At 52.0% G+C, this 24,384-nt stretch carries 20 protein-coding genes; 14 read left to right on the top strand and 6 right to left on the bottom strand.

Annotated features, from left to right (window positions below):
* Positions 1-106 precede the first annotated feature (106 nt).
* The 6 genes from FQ015_RS12865 (at position 107) to caiF (ending at position 8,737) form a co-directional block, all read left to right on the top strand.
* Positions 107-1,312, top strand: coding sequence for an XAC2610-related protein (locus tag FQ015_RS12865; protein ID WP_160524131.1), 1,206 nt, complete (start codon positions 107-109; stop codon positions 1,310-1,312).
* Positions 1,313-1,331: 19 nt separating this feature from the next.
* Positions 1,332-2,252: a ribonucleoside hydrolase RihC gene (gene rihC, locus FQ015_RS12860; RefSeq protein WP_160524129.1), complete on the top strand. Its 921-nt coding sequence runs from the start codon at positions 1,332-1,334 to the stop codon at positions 2,250-2,252.
* 166 nt (positions 2,253-2,418) lie between these two features.
* A complete protein-coding gene (gene dapB, locus FQ015_RS12855; protein WP_103253544.1) occupies positions 2,419-3,240 on the top strand; it encodes a 4-hydroxy-tetrahydrodipicolinate reductase in 822 nt (273 codons plus the stop codon).
* Between the two features lie 455 nt (positions 3,241-3,695).
* Positions 3,696-4,844 (top strand): glutamine-hydrolyzing carbamoyl-phosphate synthase small subunit, encoded by a 1,149-nt coding sequence (gene carA / locus FQ015_RS12850; RefSeq protein ID WP_039021800.1) that lies wholly within the window; start codon positions 3,696-3,698, stop codon positions 4,842-4,844.
* Positions 4,845-4,861: 17 nt separating this feature from the next.
* On the top strand, positions 4,862-8,080 hold the full coding sequence (gene carB, locus FQ015_RS12845) for a carbamoyl-phosphate synthase large subunit (protein ID WP_001126398.1): 3,219 nt from the start codon (positions 4,862-4,864) through the stop codon (positions 8,078-8,080).
* Positions 8,081-8,341: 261 nt separating this feature from the next.
* Positions 8,342-8,737, top strand: a complete 396-nt coding sequence (gene caiF / locus FQ015_RS12840; protein ID WP_000333125.1) for a carnitine metabolism transcriptional regulator CaiF — start codon at positions 8,342-8,344, stop codon at positions 8,735-8,737.
* A gap of 116 nt (positions 8,738-8,853) precedes the next feature.
* On the opposite strand, the gene caiE is transcribed toward caiF, so the two are convergent.
* From caiE to caiT, 6 genes are all read right to left on the bottom strand, one after another.
* Positions 8,854-9,444: a carnitine operon protein CaiE gene (gene caiE, locus FQ015_RS12835; RefSeq protein ID WP_160524128.1), complete on the bottom strand. Its 591-nt coding sequence runs from the start codon at positions 9,442-9,444 to the stop codon at positions 8,854-8,856.
* 5 nt (positions 9,445-9,449) lie between these two features.
* A complete protein-coding gene (caiD, locus tag FQ015_RS12830) occupies positions 9,450-10,235 on the bottom strand; it encodes a crotonobetainyl-CoA hydratase (RefSeq protein WP_000004398.1) in 786 nt (261 codons plus the stop codon).
* A 108-nt stretch (positions 10,236-10,343) separates the two neighbouring features.
* Complete coding sequence (gene caiC, locus FQ015_RS12825) at positions 10,344-11,897, bottom strand: crotonobetaine/carnitine-CoA ligase (protein WP_039021803.1); 1,554 nt, start codon at positions 11,895-11,897, stop codon at positions 10,344-10,346.
* Between the two features lie 72 nt (positions 11,898-11,969).
* Positions 11,970-13,187, bottom strand: coding sequence for an L-carnitine CoA-transferase (caiB, locus tag FQ015_RS12820; protein ID WP_039021804.1), 1,218 nt, complete (start codon positions 13,185-13,187; stop codon positions 11,970-11,972).
* A 128-nt stretch (positions 13,188-13,315) separates the two neighbouring features.
* Positions 13,316-14,458, bottom strand: coding sequence for a crotonobetainyl-CoA dehydrogenase (gene caiA, locus FQ015_RS12815; protein ID WP_000347117.1), 1,143 nt, complete (start codon positions 14,456-14,458; stop codon positions 13,316-13,318).
* A 30-nt stretch (positions 14,459-14,488) separates the two neighbouring features.
* Positions 14,489-16,003: an L-carnitine/gamma-butyrobetaine antiporter gene (caiT, locus tag FQ015_RS12810; protein ID WP_160524127.1), complete on the bottom strand. Its 1,515-nt coding sequence runs from the start codon at positions 16,001-16,003 to the stop codon at positions 14,489-14,491.
* 472 nt (positions 16,004-16,475) lie between these two features.
* Between caiT and FQ015_RS12805 the strand changes: the two genes are divergently transcribed.
* The 8 genes from FQ015_RS12805 to folA all read left to right on the top strand — a co-directional run bounded on the left by FQ015_RS12805 (position 16,476) and on the right by folA (position 24,377).
* Positions 16,476-17,246, top strand: a complete 771-nt coding sequence (locus FQ015_RS12805; protein WP_000692219.1) for an electron transfer flavoprotein — start codon at positions 16,476-16,478, stop codon at positions 17,244-17,246.
* Positions 17,247-17,260: 14 nt separating this feature from the next.
* The gene (locus FQ015_RS12800; RefSeq protein WP_160524126.1) at positions 17,261-18,202 is read left to right on the top strand and encodes an electron transfer flavoprotein subunit alpha/FixB family protein; all 942 of its coding nucleotides are present in this window, start codon (positions 17,261-17,263) and stop codon (positions 18,200-18,202) included.
* 50 nt (positions 18,203-18,252) lie between these two features.
* Positions 18,253-19,539, top strand: coding sequence for an FAD-dependent oxidoreductase (locus tag FQ015_RS12795; RefSeq protein WP_160524125.1), 1,287 nt, complete (start codon positions 18,253-18,255; stop codon positions 19,537-19,539).
* Positions 19,536-19,823, top strand: a complete 288-nt coding sequence (fixX, locus tag FQ015_RS12790) for a ferredoxin-like protein FixX (RefSeq protein WP_000203741.1) — start codon at positions 19,536-19,538, stop codon at positions 19,821-19,823. Before FQ015_RS12795 ends, fixX begins: the two co-directional genes overlap by 4 nt.
* Before the next feature lie 58 nt (positions 19,824-19,881).
* Entirely contained in the window at positions 19,882-21,213 is a 1,332-nt protein-coding gene (locus FQ015_RS12785) for an MFS transporter (protein WP_074500872.1), read from the top strand.
* A 107-nt stretch (positions 21,214-21,320) separates the two neighbouring features.
* Positions 21,321-21,851: a glutathione-regulated potassium-efflux system oxidoreductase KefF gene (gene kefF / locus FQ015_RS12780; RefSeq protein ID WP_032183187.1), complete on the top strand. Its 531-nt coding sequence runs from the start codon at positions 21,321-21,323 to the stop codon at positions 21,849-21,851.
* A complete protein-coding gene (kefC, locus tag FQ015_RS12775) occupies positions 21,844-23,706 on the top strand; it encodes a glutathione-regulated potassium-efflux system protein KefC (protein WP_160524124.1) in 1,863 nt (620 codons plus the stop codon). Before kefF ends, kefC begins: the two co-directional genes overlap by 8 nt.
* Positions 23,707-23,897: 191 nt before the next feature.
* Complete coding sequence (gene folA, locus FQ015_RS12770; protein ID WP_000624375.1) at positions 23,898-24,377, top strand: type 3 dihydrofolate reductase; 480 nt, start codon at positions 23,898-23,900, stop codon at positions 24,375-24,377.
* Positions 24,378-24,384 lie beyond the last annotated feature (7 nt).

Genomic DNA, 24,384 nt, shown 5'->3' with positions numbered 1-24,384 from the left:
CTGTTAGGGCGCGGCTGGTAACAGAGCCTTACAGGCGCATTTGAAAAACCTCCGGCTATGCCGGAGGATATTTATTTAGCTGTACTCTTCTGCGGAGGCAAGGATGATGAGCAAGATAGCTTATGGATTGGCGGGATTTTTGGCTTTTGTATTTTGTTTGGGAGCGGCCAATGGCGCTTCGCAGCTTGAATTTCCGTTCTGGGATCGAAATTATTCCGGGACGATTGCGGGTAAGCAGGTAAGTGTCGATATCACGCGGATTAACAACGACCTTCATGGTAGCTATTGCTATGAACCCTGCAATCAGAGAAAAATGCGATTAATTCTGCGTGGATCTCTCCAGGTTAAGCGGTTGCTTCTTGAGGAGCACGCACAGACACTTTCTGGTCAATGGGATGCTGAAGTTTCACCGATTGAGATAAAAGGTGTATGGACTTCAGCCGATAAAAAACACCATTTCACCATTGCGCTTAACTATAACAAACCCAAAAACGATCCGGGCATTGATCTGGTGCTGGTGGCGGAAGTGAATGACGATTACGACCCTTCCAAAGCGATCGACTGTAATAATGTTCCGGTCATTTCAGCAATAAAATTATATCGTGATGGGAAACCGATACAGACCTTATATACTGCTTCTATCGGCACTTGTAGCATTTTTACGCCTCAATGGAAGGATGTTAATTTTGATGGTTATCCGGATCTTTCCATTCCGCAAGAGTTACCCGCTGGACCCAATATCCCCGAACAAACCTGGCTTTACGATCCCTCAACACAAGGTTTTGTTGATGCGCCTGCGTCTTATCAGGAAATCACCTCGCCGGAGCCAGATGCAGAATATAAGCAGATCGTCAGCCATTGGCGAGGAAGCTGCTGTAGTCACGGGGTTGACGTTTATCGCTGGAAGGGGAAAGAGGTTGAATTGATCGAGAGAGGTTCAAGTTATCTTCAGCCCGTGCTAAGTAAAGGTAAAATGTATACCTGCTACATAATTCCTTCCTATCACGATGGCCGCATTTTTTATCTGCAGGAACGTAAGAATGGTCATCTGACGCCGACTTTTACTGATGTGAAGGGGTGTGAGCCATTTCAGTTAACCACGGATATCCGCACAGTCATTCAGTCAGAGAAACCAGGTATGAAGCCGGAATCCATTGAAATTCAGTGGCAGGAAGATAAAGCGTCTCCAGGGGAATTTTGCCCGCTAGTACCGTTTGTTGAAGGCGATAAACTTAGCCCGCGTCTGGTGACGAATAAAGATATTTCGGGTATCTGTATCAGCCGCGATGAGTTCAAAGCCATGAGCAAGTAACAAGCCAGGAGAGACAGTAATGACAAAACTTATACCCATCTTCCTTGATACTGACCCAGGCATTGACGATGCTGTCGCCATTGCCGCCGCGATTTTTGCCCCGGAACTTGACCTGCAACTGATGACCACCGTCGCGGGTAATGTCTCGGTAGAGAAAACCACCCGCAACGCCCTGCAACTGCTGCATTTCTGGAATGCGGAGATTCCGCTTGCCCAGGGAGCCTCCGTTCCGCTGGTACGCGCACCGCGTAATGCAGCATCTGTGCACGGTGAATCGGGAATGGCTGGCTACGACTTTGTCGAGCACAACCGAAAGCCACTGGAGCAACCCGCATTTCTGGCGATTCGTGATGCCCTGCTGCGTGCGCCTGAGCCTGTTACGCTGGTAGCCATCGGCCCGTTAACCAATATTGCGCTGTTACTTTCACAATGCCCGGAATGCAAACCGCATATTCGCCGTCTGGTGATCATGGGCGGTTCTGCCGGACGCGGCAACTGTACGCCAAACGCCGAGTTTAATATTGCTGCCGATCCAGAAGCGGCAGCCTGTGTCTTCCGTAGCGGCATCGAAATCGTTATGTGCGGTCTGGATGTCACCAATCAGGCAATATTAACTCCTGACTATCTCGCTACTTTGCCGGAGTTGAATCGTACCGGGAAAATGTTGCACGCCCTGTTTAGCCACTACCGTAGCGGCAGTATGCAAAGCGGTCTGCGTATGCACGATCTCTGCGCCATCGCCTGGCTGGTGCGCCCAGACTTGTTCACTCTCAAACCGTGTTTTGTGGCGGTGGAAACTCAGGGTGAATTTACCTCAGGTACTACGGTTGTTGATATTGATGGTTGCCTGAGTAAACCTGCAAACGTGCAGGTGGCGCTGGATCTGGATGTGAAAGGTTTCCAGCAGTGGGTGGCTGAGGTGCTGGCTCTGGCGTCGTAACCTGTCACATGTTATCGGCATGCAGTCATTCATCGACTCATGCCTTTCACTGATATCCCTCCCTGTTTATCATTAATTTCTAATTATCAGCGTTTTTGGCTGGCGGCGTAGCGATGCGCTGGTTACTCTGAAAACGGTCTATGCAAATTAACAAAAGAGAATAGCTATGCATGATGCAAACATCCGCGTTGCCATCGCGGGAGCCGGGGGGCGTATGGGCCGCCAGTTGATTCAGGCGGCGCTGGCATTAGAAGGCGTGCAGCTGGGCGCGGCGCTGGAGCGCGAAGGATCTTCTTTACTGGGCAGCGACGCCGGTGAGCTGGCGGGTGCAGGAAAAACAGGCGTTACTGTGCAAAGCAGCCTTGATGCGATAAAAGATGATTTTGATGTGTTTATCGATTTTACCCGTCCGGAAGGTACGCTGAACCATCTCGCTTTTTGTCGCCAGCATGGCAAAGGGATGGTGATCGGCACTACGGGGTTTGACGAAGCCGGTAAACAGGCGATTCGTGACGCCGCCGCCGATATTGCGATTGTCTTTGCCGCCAATTTTAGCGTTGGCGTTAACGTCATGCTTAAGCTGCTGGAGAAAGCAGCCAAAGTGATGGGTGACTACACCGATATCGAAATTATTGAAGCACATCATAGACATAAAGTTGATGCTCCGTCAGGTACCGCACTGGCGATGGGGGAGGCGATAGCTCACGCGCTGGATAAAAACCTGAAAGAATGCGCGGTCTACAGTCGTGAAGGGCATACCGGTGAACGCGTACCTGGAACGATTGGTTTTGCTACCGTGCGTGCGGGTGACATCGTTGGCGAACATACCGCGATGTTTGCCGATATTGGTGAGCGTCTGGAGATCACCCATAAGGCGTCCAGCCGCATGACATTTGCTAACGGTGCGGTAAGATCGGCTTTGTGGTTGAGTGGTAAGGAAAGTGGTCTTTTTGATATGCGAGATGTGCTTGATCTCAATAATTTGTAACCACAAAATGTTTATGATGATGCAAAAATAACACATTTAATTTATTGATTATAAAGGGCTTTAATTTTTGGCCCTTTTATTTTTGGTTTTTTATTTATAAAATCATATAAAGTGCTAAAAATAACATGTTTTCGCTTCTATTTTTGTTGTTTTAATGTAAATTTTGACCATCTGGTCCACTTTTTTCTGCTCATTTTTATTTCATGCAATCTTCTCGCTGCGCAAGCGTTTTCCAGAACGGGTTATATGATCTTTTTGTCGCTTAATTCCTGCAAAACATGCATGAGCCACAAAATAATATAAAAAATACCACCATTAAGTTGACTTTTAGCTCTCATCTCTCCAGAATGCCGCCGTTTGCCAGAAATTCGTCGGTAAGCAGATTTGCATTGATTTACGTCATCATTGTGAATTAATATGCAAATAAAGTGAGTGAATATTCTCTGGAGGGTGTTTTGATTAAGTCAGCGCTATTGGTTCTGGAAGACGGAACCCAGTTTCACGGTCGGGCCATAGGGGCAACAGGTTCGGCGGTTGGGGAAGTCGTTTTCAATACTTCAATGACCGGTTATCAAGAAATCCTCACTGATCCTTCCTATTCTCGTCAAATCGTTACTCTTACTTATCCCCATATTGGCAATGTCGGCACAAATGACGCCGATGAAGAATCTTCTCAGGTACATGCACAAGGTCTGGTGATTCGCGACCTGCCGCTGATTGCCAGCAACTTCCGTAATACCGAAGACCTCTCTTCTTACCTTAAACGCCATAACATCGTGGCGATTGCTGATATCGATACCCGTAAGCTGACGCGTTTACTGCGTGAGAAAGGCGCACAGAATGGCTGCATTATCGCAGGCGATAACCCGGATGCGGCGCTGGCGTTAGAAAAAGCCCGCGCGTTCCCAGGTCTGAACGGCATGGATCTGGCAAAAGAAGTTACCACCGCAGAATCCTATAGCTGGACACAAGGGAGCTGGACGCTGACCGGCGGCCTGCCAGAAGCGAAGAAAGAAGACGAGCTGCCGTTCCATGTTGTGGCTTATGATTTTGGTGCCAAGCGCAACATCCTGCGCATGTTGGTGGATAGAGGCTGCCGCCTGACCATCGTTCCGGCGCAAACCTCTGCGGAAGACGTGCTGAAAATGAATCCAGACGGCATCTTCCTCTCCAACGGTCCTGGCGACCCGGCACCGTGTGATTACGCTATTACTGCCATCCAGAAATTCCTCGAAACCGACATCCCGGTATTCGGCATCTGCCTCGGCCATCAGTTGCTGGCGCTGGCGAGCGGTGCGAAGACTGTCAAAATGAAATTTGGACACCACGGCGGCAACCATCCGGTTAAAGATGTTGAAAAAAACGTGGTGATGATCACCGCCCAGAACCACGGTTTTGCGGTGGATGAAGCAACATTACCTGCAAACCTGCGTGTTACGCATAAATCCCTGTTCGACGGTACGTTACAGGGCATTCATCGCACCGATAAACCGGCATTCAGCTTCCAGGGCCACCCTGAAGCCAGTCCGGGTCCACACGACGCCGCGCCGTTGTTCGACCACTTTATCGAGTTAATTGAGCAGTACCGTAAAACCGCTAAGTAATCAGGAGTAAAAGAGCCATGCCAAAACGTACAGATATAAAAAGTATCCTGATTCTGGGTGCGGGCCCGATTGTTATCGGTCAGGCGTGTGAGTTTGACTACTCTGGCGCGCAAGCATGTAAAGCCCTGCGCGAAGAGGGTTACCGCGTCATTCTGGTGAACTCCAACCCAGCGACCATCATGACCGACCCGGAAATGGCTGATGCGACCTACATCGAGCCGATTCACTGGGAAGTGGTACGCAAGATTATTGAAAAAGAGCGTCCGGACGCGGTGTTGCCAACGATGGGCGGTCAGACAGCGCTGAACTGTGCGCTGGAGCTGGAGCGTCAAGGCGTGCTGGAGGAGTTCGGCGTCACCATGATTGGTGCTACCGCCGATGCGATTGATAAAGCAGAAGACCGCCGCCGTTTCGACGTAGCGATGAAGAAAATTGGTCTGGAAACCGCGCGTTCCGGTATCGCACACACCATGGAAGAAGCGCTGGCAGTTGCCGCTGAAGTGGGCTTCCCGTGCATTATTCGTCCATCCTTTACTATGGGTGGTAGCGGTGGCGGTATCGCTTATAATCGCGAAGAGTTTGAAGAAATTTGCGCCCGCGGTCTGGATCTCTCTCCGACCAAAGAGCTGCTGATTGATGAGTCGCTGATCGGCTGGAAAGAGTACGAGATGGAAGTGGTGCGTGATAAAAACGACAACTGCATCATCGTCTGCTCTATCGAAAACTTCGATGCGATGGGCATCCACACCGGTGACTCCATCACTGTCGCGCCAGCCCAAACGCTGACCGACAAAGAATATCAAATCATGCGTAACGCCTCGATGGCGGTACTGCGTGAAATCGGCGTTGAAACCGGTGGTTCCAACGTCCAGTTTGCGGTGAACCCGAAAAATGGTCGCCTGATTGTTATCGAAATGAACCCGCGCGTGTCGCGTTCTTCGGCGCTGGCGTCGAAAGCGACCGGCTTCCCGATTGCTAAAGTGGCGGCGAAACTGGCGGTGGGTTACACCCTCGACGAACTGATGAACGACATCACCGGCGGGCGTACTCCGGCCTCCTTCGAGCCGTCCATCGACTACGTGGTCACCAAAATTCCTCGCTTCAACTTCGAGAAATTCGCCGGGGCGAACGACCGTCTGACCACTCAGATGAAATCGGTTGGCGAAGTGATGGCGATTGGTCGCACGCAGCAGGAATCCCTGCAAAAAGCGCTGCGCGGCCTGGAAGTGGGCGCAACTGGCTTCGACCCGAAAGTCAGCCTCGATGATCCGGAAGCGCTGACCAAAATTCGCCGCGAGCTGAAAGACGCAGGCGCAGAGCGTATCTGGTATATCGCCGATGCGTTCCGTGCGGGCCTGTCCGTAGACGGCGTCTTCAATCTGACCAATATCGACCGCTGGTTCCTGGTACAAATTGAAGAGCTGGTGCGCCTGGAAGAGAAAGTCGCAGAAGTGGGCATCACTGGCCTGAACGCTGACTTCCTGCGCCAGCTGAAACGCAAAGGCTTTGCCGATGCGCGTCTGGCAAAACTCGCGGGCGTGCGTGAAGCAGAAATCCGTAAGCTGCGTGACCAGTATGACCTGCACCCGGTTTACAAGCGCGTGGATACCTGTGCGGCAGAGTTCGCTACCGACACCGCTTATATGTACTCCACTTATGAAGAAGAGTGCGAATCCAACCCATCTGACCGTGACAAAATCATGGTCCTCGGCGGCGGCCCGAACCGTATCGGTCAGGGTATCGAATTCGACTACTGCTGCGTACACGCCTCACTGGCGCTGCGCGAAGACGGTTACGAAACCATTATGGTTAACTGTAACCCGGAAACCGTCTCCACTGACTACGACACTTCCGATCGCCTCTACTTCGAGCCGGTAACTCTGGAAGATGTGCTGGAAATCGTGCGTATTGAGAAGCCGAAAGGCGTTATCGTTCAGTACGGCGGTCAGACCCCGCTGAAACTGGCGCGCGCACTGGAAGCCGCTGGCGTACCGGTTATCGGCACCAGCCCGGATGCTATCGACCGTGCGGAAGACCGTGAACGCTTCCAGCATGCGGTTGACCGTCTGAAACTGAAACAACCGGCGAACGCCACCGTTACCGCTATTGAAATGGCGGTTGAGAAGGCAAAAGAGATTGGTTACCCGCTGGTGGTGCGTCCGTCTTACGTTCTCGGCGGTCGGGCGATGGAAATCGTCTATGACGAAGCTGACCTACGTCGCTACTTCCAGACGGCGGTGAGCGTGTCTAACGATGCGCCAGTGTTGCTGGACCACTTCCTCGATGACGCGGTAGAAGTGGATGTGGACGCCATCTGCGACGGTGAAATGGTGCTGATTGGCGGCATCATGGAGCATATTGAGCAGGCGGGCGTGCACTCCGGTGACTCCGCATGTTCTCTGCCAGCCTACACTTTAAGTCAGGAAATTCAGGATGTGATGCGCCAACAGGTGCAGAAACTGGCCTTCGAATTGCAGGTGCGCGGTCTGATGAACGTGCAGTTTGCGGTGAAAAACAACGAAGTCTACCTGATTGAAGTTAACCCGCGTGCGGCGCGTACCGTTCCGTTCGTCTCTAAAGCCACCGGCGTACCGCTGGCGAAAGTGGCGGCGCGTGTGATGGCTGGCAAATCGCTGGCTGAGCAGGGCGTAACTAAAGAAGTTATCCCGCCATATTACTCGGTGAAAGAAGTGGTGCTGCCGTTCAACAAATTCCCCGGCGTTGACCCGCTGTTAGGGCCAGAAATGCGCTCTACCGGGGAAGTGATGGGCGTGGGCCGCACCTTCGCTGAAGCGTTTGCCAAAGCGCAGCTGGGCAGTAACTCCACGATGAAGAAACACGGTCGTGCGTTGCTCTCCGTGCGTGAAGGCGATAAAGAACGCGTGGTTGACCTGGCGGCAAAACTGCTGAAACAGGGCTTCGAGCTGGATGCGACCCACGGCACAGCGATTGTGCTGGGCGAAGCAGGTATTAACCCGCGTTTGGTGAACAAGGTGCATGAAGGTCGTCCGCACATTCAGGACCGTATCAAGAATGGCGAATATACCTACATCATCAACACCACGTCAGGCCGTCGTGCGATTGAAGACTCCCGCGTGATTCGTCGCAGTGCGCTGCAATATAAAGTGCATTATGACACCACCCTGAACGGTGGTTTCGCTACCGCGATGGCGCTAAATGCCGATGCGACTGAAAAAGTAATTTCGGTGCAGGAAATGCACGCGCAGATCAAATAATAGCGTGTCATGGCGGATATTTTTCATCCGCTAATTTGATCGAATAACTAATACGGTTCTCTGATGAGGACCGTTTTTTTTTGCCCATTAAGTAAATCTTTTGGGGAATCGATATTTTTGATGACATAAGCAGGATTTAGCTCACACTTATCGACGGTGAAGTTGCATACTATCGATATATCCACAATTTTAATATGGCCTTGTTTAATTGCTTCAAAACGAGTCATAGCCAGACTTTTAATTTGTGAAACTGGAGTTCGTATGTGTGAAGGATATGTTGAAAAACCACTCTACTTGTTAATCGCCGAATGGATGATGGCTGAAAATCGGTGGGTGATAGCAAGAGAGATCTCTATTCATTTCGATATTGAACACAGCAAGGCGGTTAATACCCTGACTTATATTCTGTCGGAAGTCACAGAAATAAGCTGCGAAGTTAAGATGATCCCTAATAAGCTGGAAGGGCGGGGATGCCAGTGTCAGCGACTGGTTAAAGTGGTCGATATCGATGAGCAAATTTACGCGCGCCTGCGCAATAACAGTCGGGAAAAATTAGTCGGCGTAAGAAAGACACCGCGTATTCCTGCCGTTCCACTCACGGAACTTAACCGCGAGCAGAAGTGGCAAATGATGTTGTCGAAGAGTATGCGTCGTTAATTTAATTTCGTTGATACCGTGCGGTCTGGTTGCCGGATGCGATGCTGGCATCTTATCCGGCCTACGGTTGCTCTCCAGTCAGGTCGGATAAGGTGTTTACGCCGCATCCGACGATGTCACTGCTTTGGCGCCACATCCGTCGTCCCCTGCAAACGGGGACGATTTTCCTCCATTTGTCTCAACGGCTGCGTTTCATGTAACGCTACATGGCAGCGGCCGACAAGATCCTGATACTCTTTGGTATTCAACTGCTTCCAGTGTAACTCGTCGTCACTAACACTGCGTACAGCGCAGGCAGGCGTGCCCATCAACAACTGGCGTTTCTCGCCACTAAAGCCTGCTTTGACAAAGCTCATGGCGGCAACAATGCTCTCTTCGCCAATGACCGCGCCATCCATAATCACGCTGTTCATCCCGACCAATGCATCGCGACCAATCACACAACCATGCAGGATTGCTCCGTGCCCGATATGGCCGTTTTCCCCAACGATGGTGTCAGTGTCGCAGTAGCCATGCATAATGCAACCATCCTGAATATTGGTTCCCGCTTGCACGATCAACCGCCCGTAGTCACCACGCAGTGAGGCGAGTGGGCCGATGTAGACACCGGCTCCCACAATCACATCGCCAATCAAGACCGCACTGGGATGGACAAACGCCGTCGGGTGAACCACTGGAATTAACCCCTCAAAGGCGTAATAACTCACGGTTGTTAACGTCCTTTCCACACCGGATCGCGCTTCTCGGCAAACGCCAGTGGCCCTTCAATGGCATCTTCCGAATGCAGAACCGATGGATAGTGTTTCAACACGCCGCTGCGAATATAGCGATACGCTTCTTCTACTGGCATTTCGCTGGTGGTGCGGTAGATCTCTTTCAGCGCTGCGATCGCCAGTGGTGCGCTGTCAACGAGTTGCTGTGCCAGTTCGCGGGCGTTATCCATCAGCTCCGCCTGGCTAACCACGCGGTTGACTACTCCCCAACGCAGCGCCTCTTCTGCGCCCATTCTTCTGCCGGTCATTACCATTTCATTGACGATGGCAGGTGGTAGGATCTTCGGCAGACGCAGCACGCCGCCGCTGTCAGGAACGATGCCCAGTTTGGCTTCCGGCAGGGCGAAGCTGGCGTTATCGGCACAGACAATAAAATCTGCCGCCAGTGCCAGTTCAAAGCCGCCGCCAAAGGCGTAGCCGTTCACAGCTGCGATTACTGGTTTGTCGAGATTGAAAATTTCGGTTAATCCCGCAAAACCACCTGGACCAAAGTCAGCATCCGGTGCTTCGCCTTCTGCTGCCGCTTTTAAATCCCAGCCTGCGGAAAAGAATTTCTCTCCGGCACCGGTAATAATGGCGACGCGTAATTGCGGATCGTCACGGAAATTTAGAAAGACTTCGCCCATTTCAAAGCTGGTTTTTGCATCAATAGCATTCGCTTTTGGGCGATCAAGGGTAATTTCCAGAATTGATCCATTGCGGGTCAGATGTAATGATTCACTCATTCCTTTTCTCCATTTTTGCTTTTTCAGGGACGACAACATCCCTGCAAAAAATGCATATTGTTTTAGAACGTGATTATTAGCGGGCAGGGTAGTTCCCTGCCGTTTCATTTATTTCAGATTCTTTCTGATTATTTTTCCCGAGCAATTACGTGGCAGATCTTTTCTGATCTCCAGATAAGAGGGCACTTTAAATTTCGCCATATTCTGCTCGCAGAAGCAGAAGAACTCCTCTTCGCTCAATGTTTCACCTTCATTCAACACCACAAATGCTTTGATAGCTTCATCACGAATCGAATCTTTAATACCAACAACTACGATGTCCTGAATTTTCGGATGTGCGGCGATAATATTTTCCAGCTCCACGCAGGAGACATTCTCGCCACCGCGTTTAATCATATTGCAGCGGCGATCGACGAAATAAAAAAAGCCCTCTTCGTCGCGGTATCCGGTATCGCCAGTGTGCAGCCAGCCATCGGCTTCCAGGACTCTGGCAGTGGCTTGCGGGTTAAGAAAATATTCTTTGAAGATGGTTTTCCCTGGTACGCCTTTAATGCAGATTTCACCGATTTCACCAGCCGGGAGCGGACGATTGTGATCGTCGCGGATCTCCGCTTCGTAGCAAAATCCTGCACGGCCAATTGACGGCCAGCGTCGTTTATCGCCCGGGCGATCGCCGATAATGCCAACAATGGTTTCCGTCATCCCATAAGACGTCAGCAAGCGGACGCCAAAGCGTTCACAAAATGCGTCTTTTTCCTGCTCCGACAGGTTGAGATAAAACATCACTTCCCGCAGATGGTGTTGCCGATCGTTCACAGAAGGCGGCTGCACCATCAAGGTACGGATCATCATCGGAATGCATTCGGTAACGGTGGCGCGGTACTTTTGTACCTGTCCCCAGAAGGCGCGGGCGCTGTATTTCTCGACCAGCACAAAGGTGGCACCGGCAGAAAACGCCGCCATCGCCGCAGTACACTGACAATCGATATGAAATGCAGGCATTACCGTCAGGTAGACGTCATCGTCACGTAGTGCGCACTGCCAGGCGGAGTAATATCCGGCGAAGCGCAGGTTGTAATGGGTAATCACCACCCCTTTCGGCCGGGAAGTGGTACCGGAGGTAAAGAGAATTTCCGCCGTATCGTCGGTCGATAGCGGCGGTGCATAGCACAAGGAGGCAGGTTGTTGATTTTTCAGTTGAGTAAACGAACTCACGCCATCATCAGCGGGAAGCTCCACATCTGTCAGGCAAATGTGCCGCAGTTGCGTGGCATCTTCCTGCTGAATCTGTTGATATATGGGATAGAACTGCGCACTGGTCACCAGCAGACACGCCTGGCTATTTTGCAGGATCCACGCGCTTTCTTCGCGCAACAGGCGGGCGTTAATCGGCACCATAATTGCGCCAATTTTTACCAGCCCGAACCAGCAAAAGATAAATTCCGGGCAGTTGTCGAGATGTAGAGCAACCTTGTCGCCTTTGCGAATCCCCAGCGTATAAAACAGGTTTGCCGTGCGGTTAATCTCCTGATTTAACTCAAGATAACTGTACCGGTTAACGACTCCGCCGCTGGATTCACAAATCAACGCCGTTTTATGACCGTAAACGTCAGCCAGATCGTCCCACATTTGACGTAGATGTTGTCCGCCAATGATATCCATTGCACCTCTATCCATTTTAGTCATTTGTTATTGGGCGGGCGCTAGTCAGACAAGCCGACTGACGCCACGCGTTTAGTCCTCAACTTTGGCCAGACCTTTGCTGACCAACTCCTGAATGTCGTTTTCGCTGTAGCCGATATTTTTCAAAATGGCGGCTGTGTCCATGCCATGTGATGGCATTCCGCGCCAGATTTGACCGGGGTTATTTTTGAATTTCGGCATCACGTTTGGCCCTTTGCAGGTGCGACCATCCATTGTTTGCCACTGGGTGATTGATTCACGGGCCACATACTGTGGATTGCTTTCCAGTTCCGGTACGGTCAGCACTTTGGCGCAGGCGATATTCAGTTCGGCAAAGCGTTCTTTTACTTCTGCGATGGTATGTGTCGCCAGCCAGGCATCGAGTTTCTCTTCTACCAGTGGGCCGTAAGGGCATTCGATACGGTGGATAAGCTGAGTGCCTTCCGGAATTTCTGGCGTGCCAAGCAGATGTGCGAGGCCAATATCTTTAAAACATTCTGCAATCTGAGTAATACCCACCAGTTCCATTACGATGTAGCCGTCGGCGCATTTGTACAGACCGCAACCTGCATAGTAGGGATCTTTACCTTTGGTCATGCGCGGGCACATTTCGCCGCCGTTGAAGTAATCCATCATGAAGTACTGGCCCATACGCAGCATCACTTCGTACATAGCGATATCGATACTTTCACCTTTACCGGTTTCACGCACTTTATGCAGTGCTGCCAGCGCCGCCGTGGTTGCGGTCAGGCCAGAAAAGTAATCGGCGGTATACGGGAAGGCAGGCATTGGCTGGTCAACATCACCGTTCTGAATCAGGTAACCACTGAAGGCCTGGGCGATGGTGTTATAGGCCGGAAGATTGGTGTACTCCTCGGTGCCGTACTGACCAAAACCGGACAGGTGAGCGATAACCAGTTTCGGGTTGTGCTGCCACAGGACTTCATCGGTAATGCCACGACGGGCAAAGGCCGGACCTTTACTGGCTTCGATGAAGATATCGGTGGTTTCCATTAATTTCAGAAACGCTTCGCGGCCTTCATCTTTGAAAATATTTAACGACAGCGCGTGCAAATTACGGCGGGAGAGCTGCGGGTAGTTCGGTTGAACGCGAATGGTGTCGGCCCAGGCGACGTTCTCGATCCAGATAACTTCCGCCCCCCATTCTGCGAACATTTGCCCGGCGAACGGCCCGGCGATTTCGATACCGGAGAAGACAACGCGCAATCCGGCCAGCGGCCCGAATTTCGGCATGGGTAGATGATCCATTATTAGCTCCTGAAAAATTTATGTAGCGCATGACTGCCGGATGCGGCGTAAACGCTTTATCCGGCCGACATTCGTGCTCCCGTAGGCCTGATAAGACGCGTCAGCGTCGCATCAGGCAGCGCACGGACTTAGCGATATTGCTTCAGCACCGCGCGACCCAGCGTCAGGATCTGCATTTCGTCAGATCCTCCGGAAACGCGGTCTACACGCAGGTCACGCCAGAAGCGGCTGATGCGGTGGTTGCCCGCAATCCCAACACCGCCCAGCACCTGCATTGCGCTATCCACCACTTCAAATGCCGCATTGGCGCAGAAGTATTTGCACATCGCTGCATCGCCAGAGGTGATGGTGCCGTTGTCTGCTTTCCACGCTGCTTCATACAGCATGTTTTTCATGGAGTTTAATTTGATCGCCATGTGGGCGAATTTTTCCTGAATCAACTGGAAACGACCAATAGCCTCGCCAAACTGCACGCGCTGGTTGGCGTAGCGCGCCGCATCTTCAAAGGCGCACATCGCCGTACCGTAGTTGGTGAGAGCTACCAGGAAACGTTCATGATCGAACTCTTCTTTGACGCGGTTAAAGCCGTTACCTTCCCGACCGAACATGTCTTTCTCGTCCAGTTCCACATCGTCAAAGGTGATTTCACAGCAGCTATCCATACGCAGACCGAGCTTCTCTAGTTTGGTCACTTTGATGCCCGGTTTGCTCATATCAACAAACCATTCGGTGTAGACAGGTTTGTCCGGAGAAGCCCCGTCACGCGCCATCACCACGATGTACGGGGTGTAGGCGCTGCTGGTAATAAAACACTTACTACCATTAAGATAAATCTTACCATTTCTACGGGTATAAGTCGTTTTCAGGCTACCCACGTCAGAGCCAGCCCCGGGTTCGGTAATCGCTGAGTTCCACATCTGCTTACCAGTACCACGAAACGCCATAATCTTGTCGATCTGCTCTTGTGTGCCTTCGCGCAGGAAGGTGTTGAATCCACCCGGCAACTGGTACAGCACGTAGGTTGGTGCCCCCAAACGACCCAATTCCATCCACACGGCGGCGAGGGTGACAAAACCTGCGTCCAGCCCGCCGTGCTCTTCCGGGATAAGCAGGCTGTCGATACCCATATCTGCCAGTGCTTTGACAAAACGTTCCGGGTAGACGCTGTCACGGTCGCACTCGGCAAAATAGGCCTCCCAGTTTTCGCTGGCCATCAGTTCGCGGATACCGGCGACAAACAGTTCCTGCTCATCATTTAAATTAAAATCCATCTTTCAACCTCTTGATATTTTGTGGGTTAATTAATCTTTCCAGTTCTGTTTCGCGTCTTTAATAAAGGAGAGCGTCACCATAATGTTGACGAAGAACAGCGGGCATCCTCCGGCAATAATGGCGGTTTGAATCGGTTTCAGGCCGCCGAGCGCCAGCAGAACAATACCGATAATGCCAACCAGAATTGACCAGCCGATACGCACCAGCAGCGGTGGCTCTTCGCCATCGCGTACTTCGCGGCAAGTGGACATCGCCAGGGTATAAGAGCAGGCGTTAACCAGGGTAACGGTGGCGATAAAGCAGAGGATGAAGAAGCCCCACATGGTGGCGGTGCTGAGCGGTAGAGCAGCCCAGGTTTCGATGATGGCGCGCGCGACACCGTACTGTTCGATCAGATGCGGAATGTTGATGATGTTTTTATCCATCAACAGCAGAGTGTTACTACCGAGTACAGTCCACAGGATCCAGGTGGATGCGGTCAGACCCAGTACCATGCCGAAGCACAGTTCACGCACGGTACGACCACGGGAGATGCGGGCGAGGAAGATACTCATCTGGATAGCGTAAATTACCCACCATGCCCAGTAGAACACGGTCCAGCCCTGCGGGAAGCCGCCTTTGGCGATGGGATCGGTATAGAACAACATACGCGGCAGATACATCAGCAACATTCCCACCGAATCGGTGAAGTAGTTCATGATGAAGCTGGCACCGCTGACGATGAACACCCAACCCAGCATCAGGAAGCTCAGGTAACTACGCACGTCACTGGCGATACGTACCCCTTTTTGCAGACCACAGGCGACGCAAATGGCGTTGAGGATAATCCAGCAGGTAATGATGATAGCGTCCAGTTGCAGGGTATGCGGAATACCAAACAACCACTGCATACACTCGGTCACCAGCGGCGTAGCAAGGCCCAGGCTGGTGCCCATGGCGAAGATCAAGGCGACGAGATAGAAGTTGTCGACGATAGTGCCGAACAGCCCTTTGGCGTGTTTTTCACCTACCAGCGGCACCAGGGTGGAGCTGGGGCGAATCACTTCCATTTTGCGGACAAAGAAGAAGTAAGCGAAGGCGACGGAGAGGAAGCTGTAAGTGGCCCACGGCAACGGTCCCCAGTGGAACAAGCTGTAAGCCAGCCCCAGCTCTTTCGCACCCGTCGAGTTCGGTTCTAAGCCAAACGGCGGGGTAGAGGTGTAGTAGTAGATCTCAATCGATCCCCAGAACAGTACGGCAGCAGACGTGCAGGAGGCGAACATCATAAAGATCCAACTGGCGGTACTAAATTCTGGTGGTTCGTTACCTAAACGCTTTTTGGCATACGGGCCAAACACCAGCCAGAACCAACCGAAAAGCATCACCACCATATACCATTCAAATGCCCATCCCCATACATTGGTGACGTAACTGAATACAGCATTAATAACGACATTCGCCGCATCCAGATCTCTGACTGTAAGCCAACAAAGTATGCCGACGACTATTAACGGCGGAAAGAAAACCTTCGGTTCTATTCCCGTTTTTCTCTTTTCATTCTTCATGAGTTAATTCCACTGTGAAAACGAATATTTATTTTGCGTTCCCGTTTGTTTTATTTTTGTTAACATTTAATATGATTATTATTAACCTCGTGGACGCGTTAATGGCTAACTCATAATGGGTATTCAACAAGCTGCATTCTGTGATTGTTATCACATTTTTGTTTCGGGTAAATAGAGGGCATTTTTGTGTTAATTTTGATTATTAATCAGTTTGTTATGTTCTGATATGAGTAAAAAAATAGCATCTGACTTTCAATATTGGTGATCCATAAAACAATATTGAAAATTTCTTTTTGCTACGCCGTGTTTTCAATATTGGTGAGGAACTTAACAATATTGAAAGTTGGATTTATCTGCGTGTGACATTTTCAATATTGGTGATTAAAGTTTTATTTCCAAATTAAAGGGCGTGATATCTGTAATTAACACCACCGATATGAACGACGTTTCCTTCATGATTTCTGGAGATGCAATGAAGATTATTACTTGCTATAAGTGCGTGCCTGATGAACAGGATATTGCGGTCAATAATGCTGATGGTTCGTTAGACTTCAGTAAAGCCGATGCCAAAATAAGCCAATACGATCTCAACGCTATTGAAGCGGCTTGCCAGCTAAAGCAACAGGCAGCAGAGGCGCAGGTGACGGCCTTAAGTGTGGGCGGTAAAGCCCTGACCAACGCCAAAGGGCGTAAAGATGTGCTATCGCGCGGCCCGGATGAACTGATTGTGGTGATTGATGACCAGTTCGAGCAGGCACTGCCGCAACAAACGGCGACCGCACTGGCTGCTGCCGCCCAGAAAGCAGGCTTTGATTTGATCCTTTGTGGCGATGGTTCTTCCGACCTTTATGCCCAACAGGTTGGTTTGCTGGTGGGCGAAATCCTCGATATTCCAGTCGTTAACGGTGTCAGCAAAATTATTTCCCTGACGGCAGATACCCTCACCGTTGAGCGCGAACTGGAAGATGAAACCGAAACCTTAAGCATTCCGTTGCCTGCGGTTGTTGCTGTTTCCACTGATATCAACTCCCCACAAATTCCTTCGATGAAAGCCATTCTCGGCGCGGCGAAAAAGCCAGTCCAGGTATGGTCGGCGGCGGATATTGGCTTTAACGCCGTGGAAGCCTGGTCTGAACAACAGGTTGCCGCACCGAAACAGCGCGAGCGTCAGCGCATCGTGATTGAAGGCGACGGCGAAGAACAGATCGCCGCATTTGCTGAAAATCTTCGCAAAGTCATTTAATTACAGGGGATGCTATGAACACGTTTTCTCAAGTCTGGGTATTCAGCGATACCCCTTCTCGTCTGCCGGAACTGATGAACGGTGCGCAGGCTTTAGCTAATCAAATCAACACATTTGTCCTCAATGATGCCGACGGCGCACTGGCAATCCAGTTTGGCGCTAATCATGTCTGGAAATTAAGCGGCAAACCGGACGATCGGATGATCGAAGATTACGCCGGTGTCATGGCTGACACTATTCGCCAGCACGGCGCATACGGTCTGGTGCTGTTGCCGAATACCCGTCGCGGCAAATTACTGGCGGCAAAACTGGGTTACCGCCTTAAAGCGGCGGTTTCGAACGATGCCAGCGCCGTTAGCGTGCAGGACGGTAAAGCGACAGTGAAACACATGGTTTACGGCGGTCTGGCGATTGGCGAAGAACGCATTGCCACGCCGTATGCGGTACTGACCATCAGCAGCGGCACGTTTGATGCGGCTCAGCCAGACGCGTCACGTACTGGCGAAACACACACCGTGGCGTGGCAGGCTCCGGCGGTGGCGATTACCCGCACGGCAACGCAGGCGCGCCAGAGCAACAGCGTCGATCTGGATAAAGCCCGTCTGGTGGTCAGCGTCGGTCGCGGCATTGGCAGCAAAGAGAACATTGCGCTGGCAGAACAGCTTTGCAAGGCGATAGGTGCGGAGCTGGCCTGTTCTCGTCCGGTGGCAGAAAACGAAAAATGGATGGAGCACGAACGCTATGTCGGTATCTCCAACCTGATGCTGAAACCTGAACTGTACCTGGCGGTGGGGATCTCCGGGCAGATCCAGCACATGGTTGGCGCTAACGCATCGCAAACCATTTTCGCCATCAACAAAGATAAAAATGCGCCGATCTTCCAGTACGCGGATTACGGCATTGTTGGCGACGCCGTGAAGATCCTTCCGGCGCTGACCGCAGCTTTAGCACGTTGATCCACTCTGGCAGGGCTGCATTTTGGCCCTGCCGCTGACAGGGAGCTCTTATGTCCGAAGATATCTTTGACGCCATCATCGTCGGTGCAGGGCTTGCCGGTTCGGTTGCCGCACTGGTGCTCGCCCGCGAAGGTGCGCAAGTGTTAGTTATCGAGCGTGGCAATTCCGCAGGTGCCAAGAACGTCACCGGCGGGCGTCTCTATGCCCACAGTCTGGAACACATTATTCCAGGTTTCGCCGAATCCGCCCCCGTAGAACGCCTGATCACCCATGAAAAACTCGCGTTTATGACGGAAAAGTCAGCGATGACTATGGACTACTGCAATGGCGACGAAACCTCGCCATCCCAGCGTTCTTACTCCGTTTTGCGCAGTAAATTTGATGCCTGGTTGATGGAGCAGGCCGAAGAGGCGGGCGCGCAGTTAATTACCGGGATTCGTGTCGATAACCTCGTACAGCGCGATGGCAAAGTTGTCGGCGTAGAAGCCGATGGCGATGTGATTGAAGCGAAAACGGTGATCCTTGCTGACGGGGTGAACTCCATCCTTGCCGAAAAGCTGGGGATGGCTAAACGTGTTAAACCGACGGATGTGGCGGTTGGCGTGAAGGAACTGATCGAGTTACCGAAGTCGGTAATCGAAGACCGCTTTCAGTTGAAGGGTAATCAGGGCGCGGCTTGCCTGTTTGCGGGATCACCCACCGATGGCCTGATGGGCGGCGGCTTTCTTTATACCAATGAAAACACTCTATCGCTGGGGTTGGTTTGTGGTCTGCATCATCTGCATGACGCGAAAAAATCGGTGCCGCAAATGCTGGAAGATTTCAAACAACATCCGGCCGTTGCACCGCTGATCGCAGGCGGCAAGCTGGTGGAATATTCCGCTCACGTAGTGCCGGAAGCAGGCATCAACATGCTACCGGAGCTGGTCGGTGACGGCGTACTGATTGCCGGTGATGCCGCCGGAATGTGTATGAACCTCGGTTTTACTATTCGCGGTATGGATCTGGCGATTGCCGCCGGGGAAGCTGCTGCAAAAACCGTGCTTTCAGCGATGAAAAGCGACGATTTCAGTAAGCAAAAACTGGCGGAATATCGTCAGCATCTTGAGAGTGGCCCACTGCGCGATATGCGCATGTACCAGAAACTACCGGCGTTCCTTGATAACCCACGCATGTTTAGCGGTTACCCGGAACTGGCGGTGGGCGTGGCGCGTGACCTGTTCACCATTGACGGCAGCGCGCCGGAACTGATGCGCAAGAAAATCCTCCGCCACGGCAAGAAAGTGGGCTTCATCAATCTGATCAAGGATGGCATGAAAGGAGTGACCGTTTTATGACTTCTCCCGTCAATGTGGACGTCAAACTGGGCGTCAATAAATTCAATGTCGATGAAGAGCATCCGCACATTGTTGTAAAGGCCGACGCGGATAAACAGGCGCTGGAGCTGCTGGTAAAAGCGTGCCCCGCAGGTCTGTATAAGAAGCAGGATGATGGCAGTGTGCGCTTCGATTACGCCGGATGTCTGGAGTGTGGCACCTGCCGCATTCTGGGGCTGGGGTCGGCGCTGGAACAGTGGGAATACCCGCGCGGCACCTTTGGTGTGGAGTTTCGTTACGGCTGATGTTGGTTTGATACGTAACGCCGTACTGACTCTCATTGCAAAAAAACAGGAATAACCCATGCAACCGTCCAGAAACTTTGACGATCTCAAATTCTCCTCAATTCACCGCCGCATTTTGCTGTGGGGAAGCGGTGGCCCGTTTCTGGATGGTTATGTACTGGTAATGATTGGCGTGGCGCTGGAGCAACTGACTCCTGCGCTAAAGCTGGACGCAGACTGGATTGGCTTGCTAGGGGCGGGAACGCTCGCCGGGCTGTTTGTCGGTACATCGCTGTTTGGCTATATCTCCGATAAGGTCGGACGGCGCAAAATGTTCCTCATTGATATCATCGCCATTGGTGTGATATCGGTAGCAACGATGTTTGTCTCATCCCCCATCGAACTACTGGTGATGCGGGTACTCATCGGCATTGTCATCGGTGCAGATTATCCCATCGCGACTTCGATGATCACTGAGTTCTCCAGCACCCGTCAGCGGGCGTTTTCAATCAGCTTTATCGCCGCGATGTGGTATGTCGGCGCGACTTGCGCCGATTTGGTCGGCTATTGGCTTTATGATGTGGAAGGCGGCTGGCGCTGGATGCTGGGTAGCGCAGCGATCCCCTGTTTGTTGATTTTGATTGGTCGATTCGAACTGCCTGAATCTCCCCGCTGGTTGTTACGCAAAGGGCGAGTAAAAGAGTGCGAAGAGATGATGATCAAACTGTTTGGCGAACCGGTGGCTTTCGATGAAGAGCAGCCGCAGCAAACCCGTTTTCGCGATCTGTTTAATCGCCGCCATTTTCCTTTTGTTCTGTTTGTTGCCGCCATCTGGACCTGCCAGGTGATCCCGATGTTCGCCATTTACACCTTTGGCCCGCAAATTGTTGGTTTGTTGGGATTGGGGGTTGGCAAAAACGCGGCGCTGGGGAACGTGGTGATTAGCCTGTTCTTTATGCTCGGCTGTATTCCGCCGATGCTGTGGCTTAATACTGCCGGACGGCGTCCGTTGTTGATTGGCAGCTTTGCCATGATGACGCTGGCGTTGGCGGTTTTGGGGCTGATCCCGGATATGGGGATCTGGCTGGTAGTGATGGCATTTGCGGTGTATGCCTTTTTCTCTGGTGGGCCGGGTAATTTGCAGTGGCTCTATCCTAATGAACTCTTCCCGACGGATATCCGCGCCTCTGCTGTGGGCGTGATTATGTCCTTAAGCCGTATTGGCACCATTGTTTCAACCTGGGCGCTGCCGATCTTTATCAATAATTACGGCATCAGTAACACGATGCTGATGGGAGCAGGTATCTCGCTGTTTGGTTTGCTGATTTCCATTGCGTTTGCGCCAGAGACACGGGGGATGTCGCTGGCCCAGACCAGCAATATGACGATCCGCAGGCAACGAATGGGGTAATTTATTCAGATTTCTGCCTTTTTTGAATCAATATTATTGACTATTAGCTGCGTGAATATGTGACTACACTTTGTGGGAAAACAAAGGCGTAAACACGCGAGTTAACTATGATCCTCATAATTTATGCGCATCCGTATCCGCATCATTCTCATGCGAATAAACGGATGCTTGAACACGCAAGGACGCTGGAAGGCGTCGAAGTTCGCTCTCTTTATCAACTCTATCCTGACTTCAATATCGATATTGCTGCCGAGCAGGAGGCGTTGTCTCGCGCCGATCTGATCGTCTGGCAGCACCCGATGCAGTGGTACAGCATTCCACCGCTCCTTAAACTTTGGATCGATAAAGTCTTCTCGCACGGCTGGGCTTACGGTCACGGCGGTACGGCGCTGCATGGCAAACATTTGCTGTGGGCGGTGACGACCGGCGGCGGGGAAAGCCATTTTGAGATTGGCGCGCATCCGGGCTTTGATGTGCTGTCGCAGCCGCTACAGGCGACGGCAATCTACTGCGGGCTGAACTGGCTGCCACCGTTTGCCATGCACTGTACCTTTATTTGTGACGACGAAACCCTCGAAGGGCAGGCGCGTCACTATAAGCAACGTCTGCTGGAATGGCAGGAGGCACATCATGGATAGCCATACGCTGATTCAGGCGCTGATCTACCTCGGTTCGGCGGCGCTGATTGTACCCATTGCGGTGCGCCTAGGGCTTGGCTCGGTTCTTGGCTACCTGATCGCGGGCTGCATTATTGGCCCGTGGGGGCTGCGACTGGTGACCGATGCCGAATCTATCCTCCACTTTGCCGAGATTGGCGTGGTGCTGATGCTGTTTATTATCGGCCTCGAACTCGATCCACAAAGGCTGTGGAAGTTGCGTGCGGCAGTGTTTGGTGGTGGTGCATTACAGATGGTGGTTTGCGGCGGCCTGCTGGGGCTGTTCTGCATGTTCCTTGGTCTGCGCTGGCAGGTAGCGGAACTGATCGGCATGACACTGGCGCTCTCATCAACGGCAATTGCCATGCAGGCGATGAATGAACGCAACCTGATGGTGACACAAATGGGCCGTAGCGCCTTTGCGGTGCTGCTGTTCCAGGATATCGCCGCGATCCCGCTGGTAGCGATGATCCCGCTACTGGCGGCGAGCAGTGCCTCGACGACGATGGGCGCATTTGCTCTCTCGGCGTTAAAAGTGGCGGGTGCACTGGTGCTGGTGGTACTGCTGGGGCGCTATGTCACGCGTCCGGCGCTGCGTTTTGTTGCCCGCTCTGGCTTGCGGGAAGTGTTTAGTGCCGTGGCGTTATTCCTCGTGTTTGGCTTTGGTTTGCTGCTGGAAGAGGTCGGCTTGTCGATGGCGATGGGGGCGTTTCTGGCGGGCGTACTGCTGGCAAGCTCGGAATACCGCCATGCGTTGGAAAGCGATATCGAGCCATTTAAAGGTTTGCTGTTGGGGCTGTTTTTCATCGGTGTTGGCATGTCGATAGACTTTGGCACGCTGCTTGAAAATCCGTTGCGCATTGTCATTTTGCTGCTCGGTTTCCTCATCATCAAAATCGCCATGCTGTGGCTGATTGCCCGACCGTTGCAGGTGCCGAATAAACAGCGTCGCTGGTTTGCGGTGCTGTTAGGGCAGGGCAGTGAGTTTGCCTTTGTGGTATTTGGTGCGGCGCAGATGGCGAATGTGCTGGAGCCGGAGTGGGCGAAGTCGCTGACCCTGGCGGTGGCGCTGTCGATGGCGGCAACGCCGATTCTGCTGGTGATCCTCAATCGCCTTGAGCAATCTTCTACCGAACAAGCGCGTGAAGCCGATGAGATTGATGAAGAACAGCCGCGGGTGATCATTGCCGGATTCGGTCGTTTTGGGCAGATAACCGGACGTTTACTGCTCTCCAGCGGGGTGAAAATGGTGGTGCTCGATCATGATCCTGACCATATCGAAACCTTGCGCAAATTTGGCATGAAAGTGTTTTACGGCGATGCCACGCGGATGGATTTACTGGAATCTGCCGGAGCGGCGAAAGCAGAAGTGCTGATTAACTCCATTGACGATCCACAAACCAACCTGCAACTGACGGAGATGGTGAAAGAACATTTCCCGCATCTGCAGATTATTGCCCGCGCCCGTGATGTCGATCACTACATTCGTTTGCGTCAGGCAGGCGTTGAAAAGCCAGAGCGTGAAACCTTTGAAGGGGCACTGAAAACCGGGCGTCTGGCGCTGGAAAGTTTAGGTCTGGGGCCGTATGAAGCGCGGGAGCGTGCAGATGTGTTCCGCCGCTTTAATATTCAGATGGTGGAAGAGATGGCAATGGTTGAGAACGACACCAAAGCCCGTGCGGCGGTCTATAAACGCACCAGCGCGATGTTAAGTGAGATCATTACCGAAGACCGTGAACATCTGTCATTAATTCAACGACATGGCTGGCAGGGAACCGAAGAAGGTAAACATACCGGCAACATGGCGGATGAACCGGAAACGAAACCCTCATCCTAATAAAGAGTGACGTAAATCACACTTTACAGCTAACTGTTTGTTTTTGTTTCATTGTAATGCGGCGAGTCCAGGGGGAGAGCGTGGACTCGCCAGCAGAATATAAAATTTTCCTCAACATCATCCTCGCACCAGTCGACGACGGTTTACGCTTTACGTATAGTGGCGACAATTTTTTTTATCGGGAAATCTCAATGATCAGTCTGATTGCGGCGTTAGCGGTAGATCGCGTTATCGGCATGGAAAACGCCATGCCGTGGAACCTGCCTGCCGATCTCGCCTGGTTTAAGCGCAACACCTTAAATAAACCCGTGATTATGGGCCGCCATACCTGGGAATCCATCGGTCGTCCGCTGCCAGGACGCAAAAATATTATCCTCAGCAGTCAACCGGGTACGGATGATCGCGTAACGTGGGTGAAGTCGGTGGATGAAGCCATCGCGGCGTGTGGTGACGTACCAGAAATCATGGTGATTGGCGGTGGTCGCGTTTATGAGCAGTTTCTGCCAAAAGCGCAAAAACTGTATCTGACGCATATCGACGCAGAAGTGGAAGGCGACACCCATTTCCCGGATTACGAGCCGGATGACTGGGAATCGGTATTCAGCGAATTCCACGACGCTGATGCGCAGAACTCTCATAGCTATTGCTTTGAGATTCTGGAGCGGCGGTAATTCTTCT

Origin of the sequence: Escherichia sp. HH26CH, assembly GCF_009820205.1 — a bacterium.
GTDB lineage: Bacteria > Pseudomonadota > Gammaproteobacteria > Enterobacterales > Enterobacteriaceae > Escherichia > Escherichia coli_F.
Note: the sequence above shows the minus strand (reverse complement) of the source record. Positions and strands in the feature narration are given on the sequence as shown.